This is a genomic window from Sphingobacterium multivorum, assembly GCF_900457465.1.
In the GTDB taxonomy this organism is placed as follows: domain Bacteria; phylum Bacteroidota; class Bacteroidia; order Sphingobacteriales; family Sphingobacteriaceae; genus Sphingobacterium; species Sphingobacterium multivorum.
Map to the genome: position 1 here is coordinate 38,788 of NZ_UAUU01000005.1, position 17,986 is coordinate 56,773.

General features: G+C 43.9%; 11 protein-coding genes, 2 tRNA genes and 3 rRNA genes. 2 read left to right on the top strand and 14 right to left on the bottom strand.

The window, feature by feature from the left end; all coding sequences use genetic code 11:
- Window positions 1-35: 35 nt before the first annotated feature.
- The 12 genes from cls to DTA23_RS06680 all read right to left on the bottom strand — a co-directional run bounded on the left by cls (window position 36) and on the right by DTA23_RS06680 (window position 13,115).
- On the bottom strand, window positions 36-1,499 hold the full coding sequence (gene cls / locus DTA23_RS06625) for a cardiolipin synthase (RefSeq protein WP_046671891.1): 1,464 nt from the start codon (window positions 1,497-1,499) through the stop codon (window positions 36-38).
- A gap of 57 nt (window positions 1,500-1,556) precedes the next feature.
- Window positions 1,557-2,273 (bottom strand): sulfite exporter TauE/SafE family protein, encoded by a 717-nt coding sequence (locus tag DTA23_RS06630; protein ID WP_239468718.1) that lies wholly within the window; start codon window positions 2,271-2,273, stop codon window positions 1,557-1,559.
- On the bottom strand, window positions 2,251-2,673 hold the full coding sequence (locus DTA23_RS06635) for a FixH family protein (RefSeq protein ID WP_046671889.1): 423 nt from the start codon (window positions 2,671-2,673) through the stop codon (window positions 2,251-2,253). Before DTA23_RS06635 ends, DTA23_RS06630 begins: the two co-directional genes overlap by 23 nt.
- A gap of 11 nt (window positions 2,674-2,684) precedes the next feature.
- A complete protein-coding gene (gene ccoG, locus DTA23_RS06640; RefSeq protein WP_112374198.1) occupies window positions 2,685-4,073 on the bottom strand; it encodes a cytochrome c oxidase accessory protein CcoG in 1,389 nt (462 codons plus the stop codon).
- Window positions 4,074-4,088: 15 nt separating this feature from the next.
- A complete protein-coding gene (locus DTA23_RS06645) occupies window positions 4,089-5,003 on the bottom strand; it encodes a cbb3-type cytochrome c oxidase N-terminal domain-containing protein (RefSeq protein ID WP_112374199.1) in 915 nt (304 codons plus the stop codon).
- A 3-nt stretch (window positions 5,004-5,006) separates the two neighbouring features.
- Entirely contained in the window at window positions 5,007-5,204 is a 198-nt protein-coding gene (locus DTA23_RS06650; protein WP_046671935.1) for a hypothetical protein, read from the bottom strand.
- 4 nt (window positions 5,205-5,208) lie between these two features.
- Window positions 5,209-7,347, bottom strand: coding sequence for a cytochrome-c oxidase, cbb3-type subunit I (ccoN, locus tag DTA23_RS06655; protein ID WP_112374200.1), 2,139 nt, complete (start codon window positions 7,345-7,347; stop codon window positions 5,209-5,211).
- A 596-nt stretch (window positions 7,348-7,943) separates the two neighbouring features.
- Window positions 7,944-8,055 (bottom strand): 5S ribosomal RNA (rrf, locus tag DTA23_RS06660).
- Window positions 8,056-8,193: 138 nt separating this feature from the next.
- Window positions 8,194-11,074: ribosomal RNA gene (locus tag DTA23_RS06665) — 23S ribosomal RNA — on the bottom strand.
- 231 nt (window positions 11,075-11,305) lie between these two features.
- Window positions 11,306-11,379, bottom strand: a tRNA-Ala gene (locus DTA23_RS06670).
- 11 nt (window positions 11,380-11,390) lie between these two features.
- Window positions 11,391-11,464: transfer RNA gene (locus DTA23_RS06675), tRNA-Ile, on the bottom strand.
- Between the two features lie 122 nt (window positions 11,465-11,586).
- Window positions 11,587-13,115, bottom strand: a 16S ribosomal RNA gene (locus DTA23_RS06680).
- The 16S, 23S and 5S rRNA genes sit together here with 2 tRNA genes alongside, the layout of an rRNA operon.
- A 529-nt stretch (window positions 13,116-13,644) precedes the next feature.
- Here DTA23_RS06680 and DTA23_RS06685 point away from each other — a divergent pair.
- Both DTA23_RS06685 and DTA23_RS06690 read left to right on the top strand, forming a co-directional pair.
- On the top strand, window positions 13,645-13,875 hold the full coding sequence (locus tag DTA23_RS06685) for a hypothetical protein (protein ID WP_112374201.1): 231 nt from the start codon (window positions 13,645-13,647) through the stop codon (window positions 13,873-13,875).
- A gap of 895 nt (window positions 13,876-14,770) precedes the next feature.
- Window positions 14,771-15,793 carry a LacI family DNA-binding transcriptional regulator gene (locus DTA23_RS06690; protein WP_112374202.1) on the top strand — a complete coding sequence of 341 codons (1,023 nt, stop codon included), beginning with the start codon at window positions 14,771-14,773 and terminating at the stop codon, window positions 15,791-15,793.
- A 142-nt stretch (window positions 15,794-15,935) separates the two neighbouring features.
- On the opposite strand, the gene uxuA is transcribed toward DTA23_RS06690, so the two are convergent.
- Entirely contained in the window at window positions 15,936-17,096 is a 1,161-nt protein-coding gene (gene uxuA, locus DTA23_RS06695) for a mannonate dehydratase (protein WP_112374203.1), read from the bottom strand.
- A 12-nt stretch (window positions 17,097-17,108) separates the two neighbouring features.
- Window positions 17,109-17,927, bottom strand: coding sequence for an SDR family oxidoreductase (locus DTA23_RS06700; protein WP_070567614.1), 819 nt, complete (start codon window positions 17,925-17,927; stop codon window positions 17,109-17,111).
- Window positions 17,928-17,986: the final 59 nt, after the last annotated feature.

Genomic DNA, 17,986 nt, shown 5'->3' on the forward strand with positions numbered 1-17,986 from the left:
TATTCATGGGACGATTTCCGACGCGCTAAAAGTAATTAGAGCAATGGAGCCAAAAGCCTACAGATAGAATCTACTCCTCTTTTCCAGCGGCTTCGCTGCATCCACTTTCGAATTGTAATCAGGTCTGAAACTTCGATATCAGCCAAAAATTGTGCATTAAGACGGTCGCAAAGCGCTTTATCCGATACAATTCCCGAGATTTCAAAGTTGATGTAAAAACTTCTGATATCCAAGTTTGTCGTACCGATATAGGCCAGCTTCCCATCAATGCAGATGGTTTTGGCATGCAGAAATCCCTTTGTATAGAGGTATACATTAACTCCTCTTTCCAGTAGTGGTTTTATAAATGAGAAGGAGGCATGCTGTACAAAAAACGAATCAGACTGGGCCGGCAACATCAAGTCCACACGGACACCGGAAGATACCGCGAGCATTAAAGCAGTCGTCAATTGATCGCTGGGAATAAAATAAGGTGTACACAACTGTATATATTCTTTTGCTTCGTTGATACCGGCAATAATTGCTTCCATATTGAAAGGTGCTGGCGATCCAGGATCACTGGCTGTAAATCCTACTCCACTCTCATCTTCATCGGTAAGTGGAAATCGGTTTAAATAACCGCGGCCCAATTCAAACGGTTCTGCATCTGTCTGGTTCCAGCTGTTCCAAAACTGGATTTGCAAGGTATTTACTGCTGCGCCGACAACCATCATCGCCGTATCCCGCCAGTAAATCTCATTTTTTCCGTTATTGATATATCGATCTGAAATATTGATTCCGCCGACAAAACCGATTTTCCCATCGATCACAGCTATCTTACGGTGATTTCGGTAGTTGCTATTCGCTAAGGAACTAAAGGTCACCGGAAGGAAGGCTTGAAACACAAAATCGGGTTTATGCCGCCGTAAATATTTAATCACATCCGGAGCACCAAAACTATCCAATATCAGGCGAACAGTCACGCCAGCCTTTGCTTTTTCTTCTAGAATATGTAAGATTTCCTGCCCCACATCATCCATTTCCCAGATATAATATTCCATGTGAATGGAATGCTGCGCAGCTTTAAGGCGATCTATAAGTACTGGAAACTTTTCTTCCCCATTGATAAACAGGGTGACATCGTTGTTGAGGGAAAAAGTAGAGATCTTTTGATTTTTAAGGTAGCGGTATACCATAGCCAAACTACCGATCCGCTCATTTAACGTATCGATATGTTCCTCCATAATTTCGGATTCCTTACGCCAGGCATCCATTAACTTTTTGGACTGCTCGCGATACACACGTTTCATCCTTTTGACCTTCTTAAACTTCTGACCAAAGAAATAGTAACTGAGCAAACCAACGCCAGGTAAGAAAACAATGACCATAATCCAGGCAATGGTCTTGGAAGGATTACGGTTTTCGATCAAAATCGTCCCGATTACACCAATATAAAGGATGAGTAAGGGAATCCAATAATAGGTTAATGCAATCTGTAAAATATGATGAAGTACCTCCATATTGTGTGCTAAGGGTTTTACCAAATATAATACTTAGCATCGACATATTGTTTGTCGTTAAACACAGTTTATTGCACCATCGACATCAATGAACGGACTTAAATAGGGAATATCTAAATTGGCACCCCGGAGTATAAACCATATCCCCAATAAGAAATAGAGAAAAGGAATCCATTTCGAAAATCCAATTTTGAAAGATCGGGAGAAATTTCCCAAAAAAGAAAACGCAAACAAGAGCGGGATAGTACCTAAGCCAAAAAACAACATAAAAAAGAAACTCTGCTGTGGGCTATCCGCATTTATGGACGACATAAGCGCCATGTAGACCATACCACAGGGCAACAATCCATTCAGTACACCGGCAACAAAGCTACCGCCCGGTTTATAGAGCCATTTCGACAATAACCGTACGATTGGCTGAACAGCCTTCGTCTGCCAGCTGGCAATTTTTCGATTATGTTTACCAATAAGCTGAAATAAAGCAATTCCAATCAGGATGACACCTGTAGCCCAGCTTAGACTACGCTGCCAGCCCTGGATCTGCGCAAATGTTCCGATCGTACCCAGTAAAAGTCCCAAACAACCATAAGTCAGTACCCTACCGGATTGATACAGTATTTTATTTAAGAAAACGTTCCAACCAAAGCCTTGCCTTCCTTCAATGGCGAAAATTAATGGACCACACATGACCGCACAGTGTATGCTTCCAAACAATCCCATGAAAAATGCAAAGTAGGTATAACTCATTTCCTTAAAATAAAATATGCTCTTCAAACAAAAAATCTTTACCTACACTCTTCCAGTCGATATACAAATTCCACATGCCTTTATCGAACGTGGAAATGGGCAGTGTATATAAATTGCCTGTTGTCTGAAATGGCAATTCTTTATCCAATCGATTGTCCGAAGGTTTTCGAAACAGCAATTTTCCTTTATTTTCTTTGGAGACAAAATGAATATACAAGGTATCTTGCCTGATTTCGATTGTCGGTGATTCTTTCATCATCAAAACATTTTGCTTTTTGTCGTAAGCTTGATCATAATTTAGTCCCTGCTCGTAATAATCGTCTTCTTCCAGACTATCTGAATCGTGACTCACCATGTATATTCCTGCTCCGACTATACACAACATAAATACCGCCAAGGTTAAAAAAATCTTCGTACCCCAATTCATTGTTTTTCATTTTAATTCATACCCGGAGGTGCTATAAAAGTGGTTTTTAAACTTTCCACTTTCTTATCGCCCGAATAGATAGCTAATTTTACATTACTTTTATAAGTCTCAACATCCTTATTTGCGATAATTAGAAAAAAGCTCAGTGTCGCATGCCCATCTTTACTCAATTTTTGAATAGGATTGACCAGTTGAATCTTTAAACGCGGATCATCACAGACCAATTTAAAAGGCATTTCTTTACCAGACTTATTAATCAATTCCAAAGAATACAGGTTGCTTATTGTCTTATCATCGCGAAGCTGGTAGGTACTTCCCTTTGCCCGGAGCAACCTTCCATCCACCTGAGAACGATTGAACAACAGAAAACCAAAGACCGACATTAATGCAACCAACACGACCGAATAAGCTATTGCTCTCGTATTGCTTTTTTTCTTCAGTGTTCCTTCAATCTCACCCATTGGATAAAAGCCTATCAACTTTTTAGGCTTTCCGATTTTGTCCATGACAGCATCACAGGCATCTATACAGGCTGTACAACTTACACATTCCAATTGAAGGCCATTTCGAATATCAATTCCTGTGGGGCATACATGTACACAAAGCTTGCAGTCCACACAATCCCCTTGCGTCGTCACTGCATCCTTTTGCTGTTTTCCTCTTGGCTCTCCACGTCGATGATCATAGGCGACAGTTATACTTTGGTCATCCAGGAGTACGCCCTGCAATCTGCCGTAAGGGCAAATTGCAATACATACAATCTCCCTGACGTAAGCAAACACGCCATAGAAAATCAATGTAAATATGATTATTGATATCAGTCCACCGATATGTTGGTCCAATGGATCAGTGATAATCTTCATCAGCGCATCAACACCGATGATATAAGACAAAAAGATATTTGAAATGAAAAATGATATGATTAAAAATATACCATGTTTCAAGAATTTTTTAAATTGTTTTTGATCCGTATTTGGTCCCGCATCCAATTTCTTTTGTTGCTGCCAATCACCTTCGATCCAATATTCAATTCGTCTAAATATTAATTCCAAAAAAATGGTTTGGGGGCAAGTCCATCCACACCATACCCGTCCAAAGACAACAGTAAACAAAACCACACATACCATCACGATTAACATACCGAATACGAATATGTAGAGATCTTGTGGATAGAACAGATTTCCTAAGATGGAAAACTTTCGCTCAATAATGTTGAACATGAGAAACGGTTCACCATTTATTTTGATAAAAGGAACGATAAACAAGAACAGCAGTAGTGAATACCCAACCCACTGTCTTTTTTTGTAAAGCTCTCCCTGCGGTTTTTTGGCATAAATCCATTGTCTTTTTTTTGACTTAGATTCACCGTTATTGGCATTATTCACGACTGCTGTACTCATTGCTATTTCAATTTACTACTCTGCTTTTTTATCTGCTTCAGCTGGACCTGTTTTGGCATCATCCGCTGCTTTCTCTCCGTTTGCCGCCTGACCACCGCCATAGGATACCTCATCACCTTGCGGAGCTTTAGGGTTAGCAGGGTTTGTATCCCTTAAGGTGACAATATAACTGGCAACCTGTGCGATTTGAGCGGGACTTAACGTTTGTTCCCATGGCACCATTCCTTTATCAGGAACACCATACTTAATGGTTTTGAAGATGTCTTTAATCTCACCACCATGTAGCCAAAACTTATCGGTCAAGTTGGGTCCGATACCTCCCTCACCACTACCTCCGTGACAAGCGACACAGTTTGCTGCAAAGATCGCTTTTCCATCAGCTGCCATTTCCGGCTGAAACTCCACGCTACTTTCGTCTACATTACTCGCAGAAGCAGTAAGATAAGCCTGACGCTCTTTCTCGGCAATGACCATCTCATGTTCATATTCCTGGTCCTGGTTCATTCCGATACCCGACACCTGATAAACAAATAAGTAAACAAGGCCGAAAAAAATCGTTCCATAAAAAAGGAAATTGAACCAGATCGGAATCGGATTGTCCAATTCGCGGATACCATCATACTCATGGTCTATGACAATATCCTTTTCTTCTGAAATCGGTCTGATCCCCATGATCTTGTTCCACGACCTTTTCATCCAGCCCTTATTCGCCACCTTTTTGAGCTTTTCCTCCTGGGCCAATTCAGGCATGGTAATCTTAATGATGGATTTCATCGCGCGATTGACCATCAATGCCGAAGCAAGAAGAGCCAGCATCACAACGATCAATACAACAATTAAGATATCTGTGTATAAATTATCTGTACCGAATCCTATCGTAGATTGAACAACTTCTGCGGTAGCTGGTGCAGTATCCAATAATAAACTCATATATTATAGACTTTCAGGTGAATGATTCAGTTCCTTTTCTGTTTCATCTTCTTCCAAAGGCAATTCCTTCATATAAGTAACATAGTCTTTTTTCATTCGAAACAACATTATTGCTACTGAAATGAAGAACACCAAGAAGATCCAAAGTGATGCAATTAGATAAAGCTCACTGCCGTTTAGATTTGTTATTTGCTTAAACATAGCTTTATTGATTTGCGTTAACATTATCAGCTACTTTTGGAGCTGCTTTTATATCTGTTCCTAATCGCTGTAAGTATGCAATTACAGCTACAATCTCACGGTCAGCTAACACATTCACTTGATTTTGTTTTAGATCATCAGCAATTTTTTGTGCCTGTTTGGTGAGATCCTGCTCAGCATGTTCAATTTCCGCATCGGTATAAGGGATTCCCAATTTCCGTAATGCTTTCATTTTATCTTGCAGAATAGCATTATCCAGCTTCTGATCGATCAACCAAGGATATGTTGGCATGATACTTCCTGGCGAGGTAATCGTCGGATCCAACAGGTGATCAAAGTGCCATTTATTAGGATATTTTCCACCGATTCGATGCAGATCTGGTCCCGTCCGCTTCGAACCCCATAAAAACGGTGTATCGTAAACAAACTCTCCCGCCTTACTATACTCTCCGTAACGGGCAGTTTCGGATCTAAATGGACGAATAGTTTGCGTGTGACAGTTTACACAACCTTCTCTCACGTAGAGATCCCTTCCCTGCAGTTCCAATGCTGTATAAGGTTTTACACTCGCAATCGTTGGAACGTTTTTAGAAATTGTAAAAGTCGGCACCATCTCCACCATACCCCCGATGAGGATCGCAATAAGAGCCAGTACCATAAATAAAATTGGCTTACGTTCAAGGCGACGGTGTTGAGACTGTTCGTTTACTTGAACCGGCAATAATGCAGGAGCTTCTGCAGGCTCATTGGCCAAAAGCTTCCCTTTTTGCATAGTTTTGATCAAGTTGAACGTCATTAGGAACACGCCCGATAGATAAAGTGCACCACCTAGTGCACGCATCATGTGCATTGGCAAAATTTCCAATGTTGTCGCAAGGAAGTTTGGATATTTCAAGACCCCTTCCGGTGTAAATTCCTTCCACATCAAGCCTTGTACTACAGCTGCCCAATACATCGGGATCGCATAGAACAAAATACCCAAGGTACCTATCCAAAAGTGGGTTGATGCCAACTTCTTAGAATATAACTCCGTTTTATAAATACGTGGTATCAACCAGTACAGAATACCGAATGTCATAAAGCCGTTCCATCCCAATGCACCTACGTGTACGTGTGCTACGATCCAGTCGGTAAAGTGAGCTATTGCATTCACCTGCTTTAAAGATAGCATAGGGCCTTCGAAAGTCGCCATACCATAACAAGTAAGGGCCACGACCATGAATTTTAACATAGGCTCTGTCCGTACCTTATCCCAAGCACCACGCAAGGTCAACAAGCCATTGATCATACCGCCCCAACTCGGAGCAATCAACATAATGGAGAATACAACCCCTAAAGACTGTACCCAACCAGGTAGCGCCGTATAGAGCAAATGGTGAGGACCTGCCCAGATATAAATAAAGATTAAAGACCAAAAGTGAAGAATACTTAACTTATAAGAGTAAACTGGACGGTTGGCCATCTTAGGAAGGAAATAATACATCATTCCCAAATAAGGAGTTGTCAAGAAAAAAGCAACAGCATTGTGACCATACCACCATTGTACCAGCGCATCCTGTACGCCTTTGTAGACATAATAGCTTTTCCAGCCCGCTACAGGCAATTGGATGGAGTTAACAATATGCAATACGGCTACTGTAACAAATGTGGCAATATAGAACCAAACAGCGACATACATGTGACGTTCGCGCCGTTTGATAATAGTACCGAACATATTGATTCCGAATACGACCCAAATGAGGGTAATTGCGATATCAATAGGCCATTCCATTTCGGCATACTCATGGCTTGAAGTAAGACCGAGTGGGAGTGTAATAGCCGAGGCAACAATAATTAATTGCCAACCCCAAAAATGGAGCTTACTCAAAGCATCACTGAACATTCTTGCTTTAAGCACCCGCTGTAAGGAGTAATAAACTCCCATAAAAATACCATTACCTACGAAAGCAAAAATCACCGCATTGGTATGCACAGGACGTACACGGCCAAATGTTGTAAATTGCAATCCAAAGTTCATCTGGGGCCAAACAAGCTGCGTTGCCACAAGCAATCCTATGGTCATACCAACTATCCCCCAAATAATGGTAGCGATTCCGAAATTCCTGACAATCTTGTTGTCGTAATTAAATTGCTCTAACTGCATTACTTAAATTGTTGATTCTGGTTCAAAAGTAAGCAGCAATTTATGACAATCTAATGATGGGTAATGCGTAAAAAAGTGATGTACGTCACTTTTGTATTACAGTATTACAAGGCTTAGTTACTAATTTCGGCTACTGGTTCTAAATGACTTAGCGAAAATTGAGATTCTGAAAGGTACTTTTCACCAGTATATCTGACATCAAAAGTGACCATAATCAAATTTCCTACCGTACAGTGCGCTATTTTAATAGCGATATGGATTGAAATCAATGCTATATTCACAAATTTATTCCGAAAACATCGAGGACTATCCGCATGAAGCGAATTGCATCTATAGCGTATCTAATCTTATCAAAGTCGCAAACCTTAATCTTTCAATGTATTGTACTATCCAACTGTAGCCAGTGAGCCAAAGCCTTTTCGAAAAGGAGCAGTGATGGCCTGAGCTTGAGCAGACACAATAAAGGCTGCGGGGCGGCTCCGGTCGGGGAAGTATGGAAGATAGGTAATAGCATTGTACGGGGAAGTAGCGGGTAGTACGGGGAGTATCTAAACGAAAGAAGCCCTTGACTGTTTCCAGCAAGGGCTTCCGTGTAAAAAAGGCACCGACCTACTCTCCCACCTGTTACGGCAATACCATCGGCTCTGGCGGGCTTGACTGCTCTGTTCGGAATGGGAAGAGGTAGACACCGCCGATATAGGCACCTAAAAATCTTTATTGGATGATCTATGATATTCTTATCATGTGATTCATGCCAAATGACATATGTATTGAAAGAGGTTCGTTTCCTGTTTGTTATTCTTTTCGTTTCTAAAAATTAAAGAGGAAGACAACAGTGTTATCTGCTTGAGAAAGCTTCGGGCTATTAGTACCACTTGGCTTTGGTCTCTCAACCTTTACACCTATGGCCTATCAACGTAGTCATCTTCTACGACCCTATAAGGAAGTCTCATCTCGTGGCTAGTTTCGCACTTAGATGCTTTCAGCGCTTATCTATTCCAGACGTAGCTACCCTGCCGTACACCTGGCGGCATAACAGGTTCACCAGAGGTCTGTCCAACCCGGTCCTCTCGTACTAAGGTCAGATCCACTCAAACTTCCAACGCCCACAACAGATAGGGACCGAACTGTCTCGCGACGTTCTGAACCCAGCTCGCGTGCCACTTTAATGGGCGAACAGCCCAACCCTTGGGACCTTCTCCAGCCCCAGGATGTGACGAGCCGACATCGAGGTGCCAAACCTCCCCGTCGATATGAGCTCTTGGGGGAGATCAGCCTGTTATCCCCAGCGTACCTTTTATCCTTTGAGCGATGGCCCTTCCATACAGAACCACCGGATCACTATGTCCGTCTTTCGACCCTGTTCGACTTGTCGGTCTCACAGTCAAGCAAGCTTATGCCATTGCACTCCACGTACGGTTACCAAGCGTACTGAGCTTACCTTTGAAAGCCTCCGTTACCTTTTTGGAGGCGACCACCCCAGTCAAACTACCCACCAAACAATGTCCTCGGAAATACCGAGTTAGAAACCGAATACAGAAAGGGCGGTATTTCAAGGTTGATTCCATGACTCCTGGCGAAGCCACTTCAACATCTCCCGCCTATCCTACACATCCTGTACCCAATCTCAATGTTAAGCTATAGTGAAGGTGCATGGGGTCTTTCCGTCCCGTTGCGGGTAATCGGCGTCTTCACCGATACCACAATTTCACCGAGCTCATGGCTGAGACAGCGCCCAGATCGTTACACCATTCGTGCAGGTCGGAACTTACCCGACAAGGAATTTCGCTACCTTAGGACCGTTATAGTTACGGCCGCCGTTTACTGGGGCTTCGATTCAATGCTTCTCTTGCGATGACATCCCCTCTTAACCTTCCAGCACCGGGCAGGTGTCAGGCCTTATACTTCATCTTGCGATTTTGCAAAGCCATATGTTTTTGTTAAACAGTCGCCTGGGCCTTTTCACTGCGGCTGCTCTTTCGAGACAGCGCCCCTTCTCCCGAAGTTACAGGGCCATTTTGCCGAGTTCCTTAGCCATGACTCACTCGAGCACCTTAGGATTCTCTCCTCGACCACCTGTGTCGGTTTGCGGTACGGGTCTTCATAACCTGAAGCTTAGCGGGTTTTCTTGGAAGTCTGTTACCTGCTCTATCAGCGCCACCGGAGCTTTGCTGTACTATTGGGTTTCAGCAGGGTCGGCGGATTTGCCTACCGTCCCTATACCTACGCCTTTCAACGAACTATTCCGTCAGTTCGCGGCAGTGTCACTACTCCGTCACCACATCGCAGTTATGAAGAGTACTGGAATATTAACCAGTTGTCCATCGGCTTGCCCCCTTCGGGTGCGCCTTAGGTCCCGACTGACCCTGATCCGATTAACGTTGATCAGGAAACCTTGGTCTTTCGGTGGGCGGGTTTCTCACCCGCCTTATCGTTACTTATGCCTACATTTGCTTTTCCATAACCTCCACACAGCATTACCACTGTGCTTCCCCGGCGATGGAATGCTCCCCTACCAGATGCATATCTTTCAGTGCAAATCCATAGCTTCGGTACCGTTCTTGATGCCCGTTTATTATCCACGCCCGGCCGCTCGACTAGTGAGCTGTTACGCACTCTTTAAATGAATGGCTGCTTCCAAGCCAACATCCTAGCTGTCTGGGCAACCGGACCTCGTTAGTTCAACTTAGAACGAATTTGGGGACCTTAGCTGATGGTCTGGGTTCTTTCCCTCTCGGCCTTGGACCTTAGCACCCAAAGCCTCACTGCCGGCTATATTTGATAGCATTCGGAGTTCGTCTGGATTTGGTAGGATTTGACTCCCCCGCACCCAATCGGTAGCTCTACCTCTATCAAACTCTACGCCGACGCTGTTCCTAAAAACATTTCGGGGAGTACGAGCTATTTCCCAGTTTGATTGGCCTTTCACCCCTACCCTCAGGTCATCCGGAAACTTTTCAACGTTTATCGGTTCGGTCCTCCATTACATGTTACTGCAACTTCAACCTGCCCAAGGGTAGATCACAAGGTTTCGCGTCTACCTCATCTGACTATGCGCCCTATTAAGACTCGCTTTCGCTTCGGCTGCGTCCCTGAAGGACTTAACCTTGCCAGACAAGAGTAACTCGTAGGCTCATTATGCAAAAGGCACGCTGTCACAGAACTCGTCTGCTCCAACCGCTTGTAAGCACACGGTTTCAGGTTCTTTTCACTCCCCTGTTCGGGGTTCTTTTCACCTTTCCCTCACGGTACTGGTTCACTATCGGTCTCTCAGGAGTATTTAGCCTTACCAGATGGTGCTGGTGGATTCCCACAGGATTTCTCCGGTCCCGCGGTACTCAGGATACCACTATGTCAACATTCTTTACCTGTACGGGGCTATCACCCTTGTCGCGCAGTTTCCCACCTGCTTCCAGTTCATAGCGCTGTACAATGTCGTGGTCCTACAACCCCGTCTATGCCGTAACATAAACGGTTTGGGCTCTTTCCCGTTCGCTCGCCACTACTTGGGAAATCATTGTTATTTTCTTCTCCTACGCCTACTTAGATGTTTCAGTTCAGCGCGTTCGCGTTTTATACGACTATTCTTCAAATAGTCAGGTTGCCCCATTCGGAAATCTACGGATCGGTTCGCATTTGCCAATCCCCGTAGCTTATCGCAGCTTATCACGTCCTTCTTCGCCTCTGAGAGCCTAGGCATCCCCCGTGTGCCCTTATTTACTTTCTTCACCGGCATAGCCTTTTGCTACTATGCGGCTGCTTTTGATATATATACCCATATGCTACGCAGAGATTCGTTCGGCATTCACCGAGGGTCTCCTCTCTACATCAAACACATACACGTATTGTCTCTATACTGTTGTCTTCTCTTGTAATTTTTTTTCTCTTTCAATATGTCAAAGAACTCTTTTTCCGGTTTGTTTCTTCGGAGCATCTGTCGATGTTCCTCCCGGAGATGTGGAGAATAACGGATTCGAACCGTTGACCCCCTGCGTGCAAGGCAGGTGCTCTAGCCAGCTGAGCTAATTCCCCTTAACTTTTCGTAGTCCCGAGCAGATTTGAACTGCTGACCCCTACATTATCAGTGTAGTGCTCTAACCAACTGAGCTACGGGACTAGCTATTTCCTGTTCATCTATCTCTCTCGGTCCTGCTCCTTTCGGGGCGGGCACTTTCTTCTGATGTTTTTTCTTCTTGCAATCATATGTAACGTGACGAGCACCGATCTTCGATACTCTAGAAAGGAGGTATTCCAGCCGCACCTTCCGGTACGGCTACCTTGTTACGACTTAGCCCCAATTATCGGTTTTACCCTAACACGCTCCTTGCGGTAACATGCTTTAGGTACCCCCAACTTTCATGGCTTGACGGGCGGTGTGTACAAGGCCCGGGAACGTATTCACCGCGTCATTGCTGATACGCGATTACTAGCGAATCCAACTTCATGGGGTCGAGTTGCAGACCCCAATCCGAACTGTGAATGGCTTTTAGAGATTAGCATCATATTGCTATGTAGCTGCCCGCTGTACCATCCATTGTAGCACGTGTGTAGCCCCGGACGTAAGGGCCATGATGACTTGACGTCGTCCCCACCTTCCTCTCTGTTTGCACAGGCAGTCTGTTTAGAGTCCCCACCTTAAATGCTGGCAACTAAACATAGGGGTTGCGCTCGTTGCGGGACTTAACCCAACACCTCACGGCACGAGCTGACGACAGCCATGCAGCACCTAGTTTCGTGTCCCGAAGGACGAGTGCGTCTCTGCACTCTTCACTAACTTTCAAGCCCGGGTAAGGTTCCTCGCGTATCATCGAATTAAACCACATGCTCCTCCGCTTGTGCGGGCCCCCGTCAATTCCTTTGAGTTTCACCCTTGCGGGCGTACTCCCCAGGTGGATAACTTAACGCTTTCGCTGGGACGCTGGCTGTCTATCGCCAACATCGAGTTATCATCGTTTAGGGCGTGGACTACCAGGGTATCTAATCCTGTTCGATCCCCACGCTTTCGTGCATCAGCGTCAATACCAGCTTAGTGAGCTGCCTTCGCAATCGGAGTTCTAAGACATATCTATGCATTTCACCGCTACTTGTCTTATTCCGCCCACTTCAAATGGATTCAAGCCCATCAGTATCAAAGGCACTGCGATGGTTGAGCCACCGTATTTCACCCCTGACTTAATAGGCCGCCTACGCACCCTTTAAACCCAATAAATCCGGATAACGCTCGGATCCTCCGTATTACCGCGGCTGCTGGCACGGAGTTAGCCGATCCTTATTCTTCCAGTACATTCAGCTAAATACACGTATTTAGGTTTATTCCTGGACAAAAGCAGTTTACAACCCATAGGGCAGTCATCCTGCACGCGGCATGGCTGGTTCAGGCTTCCGCCCATTGACCAATATTCCTTACTGCTGCCTCCCGTAGGAGTCTGGTCCGTGTCTCAGTACCAGTGTGGGGGATTCTCCTCTCAGAGCCCCTAGACATCGTCGCCTTGGTAAGCCGTTACCCTACCAACTAGCTAATGTCACGCGAGCCCATCTCTATCCTATAAATATTTAATAATACTCCGATGCCGGAGAATTATGTTATGCGGTGTTAATCTCTCTTTCGAGAGGCTATCCCCCTGATAGAGGTAGGTTGCTCACGCGTTACGCACCCGTGCGCCACTCTCACCATCTTCGAGCAAGCTCTCCGATGGATCCCGTCCGACTTGCATGTATTAGGCCTGCCGCTAGCGTTCATCCTGAGCCAGGATCAAACTCTCCATTGTAAAATGAAGTTTTTGATTCCAACTATTTACATAATCAGAATTCTTTTTTTATCTCTGATCTTGGATCGAATTGAACGAATTACTTGAATTTGTTCATGACTTTTGTTTGTCTACTCGTCACGCTTACATGATTGTGTTTTCTTAAAGAACTTTTGCCGCTTCAACTTCCGTATCCGCTATATTCCGATGGCATTGCGCCCTCTTTATCTTTTTTGTTTTTCCCTTCGTTTCCGTTGGGACTGCAAAGGTAGAAATCTTTTCTGAACTTCCAAAAACTTTCTGAAGTTTTTTTTCTTTTCTCTTTTTCCGATTTCCGCGTTTAAAATAAAATCAGCGGGATTTTAAATCCTGCCCGACCTGCTCAAACCCTTCTTTTTTCATGGTTCCTTCTTTTGAAGTAACCGTCCCTCCCTTGCGGAGTGGTGCAAAGATAGGGAGTTTATAAACAAACTTCCAAGCCTTTTGTTCTTATTATTTTCATTTTGTCCTTAACTACCTGTAACGGTGCGAGATTCTTTTTGTAAAGCAGGTGATCGGAAGGCTGGGAACGCCGGATCCGGCACAGAATGGGGACGGGAACCGGGATCTAACCTGGACATTGCAGGGGAACCGCGGCGCGCTGCGTACATACCGGGAACCGGGCTTTGGCACAGGCTTCCCTGGGGAAAAAGGAATGGTGCTGGAAATTGGATCGTACCGCGGAAACCGGGCTAACCCTGCTGTGTTCCCACTTCCCGGGGAAAGAGAAACGGTATCGTGAACAGTAAAGGTGGTATTGTTAGGCCTGAAAGATGCAAAGGGCATTCTTCGCTCTGCTTTTGCCCAATTGAAAACGGTGTGCCGGCTATTGATAAAGCCAGAACAATGGCAGAACACAGGCTGCCGGAATACCTTCTTCTGTAGCTATACTTTTGTACCGTTTTACTTAGGTTTAGTTTAGGTTTTAGTTAGGTTTTGTTTAGGTATAGTATAGGTTATAGCTAAACAAAACCTAACTTATTGCTAAGCTAAATATAAACAAAAGCTAGCCTAAGGAATAAGAAGCCCTCAACTTTTCTTTATTTACTGGGGAAGCACGGCTCATTTAGGGCAAACTTGGGTTCCGCCCCGTGGACAGGGCTCCGGCTGCTACGCAGGGCTTGCGGGAACCTTCGGCTCCCCTCCCCACCTGCTTCGTACCATGCTCGGGGTAGGTTTGCCCTGCAACCGTGTCCTGTCCGTGTTGAGTCCGTGTTGAGTCCAACTCTGGCACGGATTCAGGTTACTTTTAAGGTAGCCGCACCCTGCCCGCAGGGCGAAACTAAGCCCTAGCTAAACCCTCGCTAGGCTCATTCAGGATAGATTCTGGACTGGTTCAAGATCGAAAACGAAACGAACCGCAGCGCGACATCTTACCTAGAAATACCGAAAAATAGCCAAAAAAACACCAAACACTCGGACTCGCATAGGTTACATGGGCCAAAAAGCCCTTCGTTAGCTTCGAGTATGTTGAACTTCTTTTTAATTTTGAAGAGGGATTAGAAAAAGGAAATCCTGCCAATCAAATCCATTGACTAAGTCCCAGCCGACCATAGATAATGGCTAATTATGAAGATAAAAACACATTTATACATTTTTTTATGTAGATTTATCTTCTTAAAATAACCACCAAAGCGATGAGCAGAACTACCCTGAAAGATATAGCGTTGGCACTCAATATTTCTGTTTCGACGGTTTCCAAAGCATTATCAGACAGCTACGAAATAAGTGAAGCGACTAAAAAGATGGTTCAGGAATATGCCAAAAAGCATAATTTCCACCCAAATAAGTTGGCACGGAGCTTAAAAATAGGAAAATCCAATACAATAGGGGTTATTGTATCCAACATTAGTAATACATTCGTTTCACAAATCCTCGATGGAATTCAAATAGCCTCTCAACAGACTGTCTATGACGTTATTTTCATGCAAAGCCGGGAAGACGAACGGATCGAAAAAAATTGTATTGACGTCTTACGCATGCGCGGTATTGATGGCTTAATGATATCTCCGGTTTCTTCCGATTCAAATATTGAAGAGCTAAAAGCATTGATAAAATCGCAGATCCCCGTCGTTATTTTTGATCGTATCAATCACCAGCTCGACACATTCAAGGTTGGTGTCGATAATTTCCAGGGTTCATATAATGCCACAAAGCATCTCATCGAACAAGGTAAAAAGAATATTTTGCATATCACCGGAAAGAACTTAGGGGTCGCAGCTGAACGATTAAATGGCTTTAAATCTGCTTTATCAGATGCGGGGATTCCTTTTGATACTAGACATTATATCGAATGTAGTTTTAATAATACCACCGATATAGACGAAACAATTCGGGAGATTTTGCGCAAAGAATATCTTGAGCATAAAAATATAGATGCAATTTTTGGAGCAACAGATATTATTACAACCCGAACATTGGGTATTTTGGCTGAGCTTCAGATTCAGGTTCCTTCCGAAGTTGCCGTTATCGGTTTTTCAAACACACAAATTGCTGCTTCGTTAAATCCAGCGCTATCCACCGTTGTACAGCCTGCAACAGAAATTGGAGAATTAGCAACAAATAAATTAATCGCCACCATTAACCAAACAAGACCAATACATGAATTTGAAACGATTGAGCTTCCAACACAGCTCATCATTCGCAAATCATCCTTATAATTCTTTCGATCATAGTATTCGTCGACAGACTTAAAACAAAACAGTCGGGAAATAAGAAGTTAGCTCCCCTATTTCCCGACCGTCTTTATGCTAGACCTTCATTACAGGTCATAATCTCCAATCTTCGCCCGAATTATTGGTATTATTCACCAACAATACCATACTCCAGACCCCGTAATTCCGCAAGTCCTCTCAGTCTTCCAATGGCAGAATACCCTGGATTTGTTACTTTATTCAGATCATCCAGCATCTGATGGCCGTGATCTGGTCTGAATGGGATCGCTGTAGATCTCAATTGATTTTCAGCAACCAGGATTTTCATGATTTTATACATATTGACATCCCCATCCAAATGGTCTGCCTCATAAAAGCTTCCGATCGCATCTTTCCTCACATTCCGTAAGTGAACAAAGTTTACCCGCCCTTTGATATTTTCCAAGATCGCTGGCAAATCGTTGGTCTGACTGGCCCCCAAGGATCCTGTACAAAAGCAGACACCATTAAATCGTTGTGGAACCGCATTCAAAAAATAATCGAAATCCGCACCATTACTGGCGATGCGGGGCAAACCTAAAATAGGATACGGTGGATCATCGGGATGAATGGTCATACATATACCGTTATCCTCACAAGTTGCCGCAATTCCCTGAAGGAAATAAACCAAATTACCGCGTAAACCATCTTTCCCAATATGTTTATAGGTATCAATGCTCGCTTTTAACGCTTCCAATTCCACATTCTTCTCTCCGGGGATCCCCATTAAGACAACATTTGCCAATTCTTCTTTTTGCTGTTCGGAAATTTCATCAAATCGTAAAGTTGCACGTTTTACAACATCCTCTGGATACGCTGTCTGTGCTTCATCACGTTTCAATATAAAAATATCAAAAAGTGCCAGATCAATCCAGTCAAAATACAATGCTTTTGAACCATCCGCCATGGTTAAATCCAATTGTGTACGTGTCCAGTCCAGCACCGGCATAAAATTATAACAAATTGTTTTGATGCCGCATTGTGCGAGATTGGTTAAAGTCTCATTATATTTCTGGAGGTATTCATCGACCCTAGCACCTTTTGTCTTAATCTCCTCGTGTACTGTCACACTTTCCACAACAGACCAGGTAAGACCAGCATCTTCTATAATGCGTTTTCTTTCTTGAATATCGGCAAGTGGCCATACCTCACCGTGTGGAATATGATGTAATGCCGTAACAATACCAGTAGCTCCAGCCTGTTTGATATCTTGTAAAGATACCGGGTCATTGGGGCCATACCAACGCCAGGTTTGTTCTAATTTTCTCATCTTAAAGTTTAATTAAACGCCACACCATGCATTAAAACCACCATCGACAAAAACCGTCTCCCCTGTCACAAAGGCCGATGCATCACTCAATAGATAGATTAAAGTTCCTTTTAACTCACGCGGGTCGCCCAAACGGTTATAGGGAGTTCCGTTAAGAATACGTTTGGTACGGTCGCTATACGTACCGTCTGGATTGATCAATAAGTTTTTGTTCTGCTTGGTTAAGAATACGCCGGGAGCGATTGCATTGACACGAACTTGATCACCATAACGCTGAGCGAGTTCGGTGGCCATCCATTTTGTATACCCATCGATACCGTGTTTTGCAACAGTATAGCCCAAAACACGTGTAAAAGGACGACTGGCTGTAAGAGAAGATATATTGATGATGACACCTTTTCCGCTTTCAGCAATCACACGACCAATAATATGCGTAGGAATCATTGTACCATACAAATTAAGCTCTATTGCTTTAATGGTATCCTGAATATTGCTCGCAAATAAATCTTGATCGGCACCAATTGTTGCACCGGGAATGTTGCCTCCAACGGCGTTTACTAAAGCGTCTATCCTACCCCACTTTTGCAAAACTTCATCTTTCGCCCGAGTGACATCCTGTTCGTTCATGATGTCAACTTCAATAAATATAGCTTCGCCACCAACAGACTCTACCTGCTGGACACGCTCCGCTCCGATTTGTCCATTACGTCCAAGGATTGCGACTTTGGCTTCTGCCTCGGCCAAAGCCTCAACAAATGCTTCGCCTAAAATCCCTGTACCTCCCGTAATTACAACTACCTTATCTTTTAATGAAAATGGATTATTATGCATATATTTTTTTTTCAAATTGGTATTTACCCCCAATTTTATTGATAATAACCTTAATTACA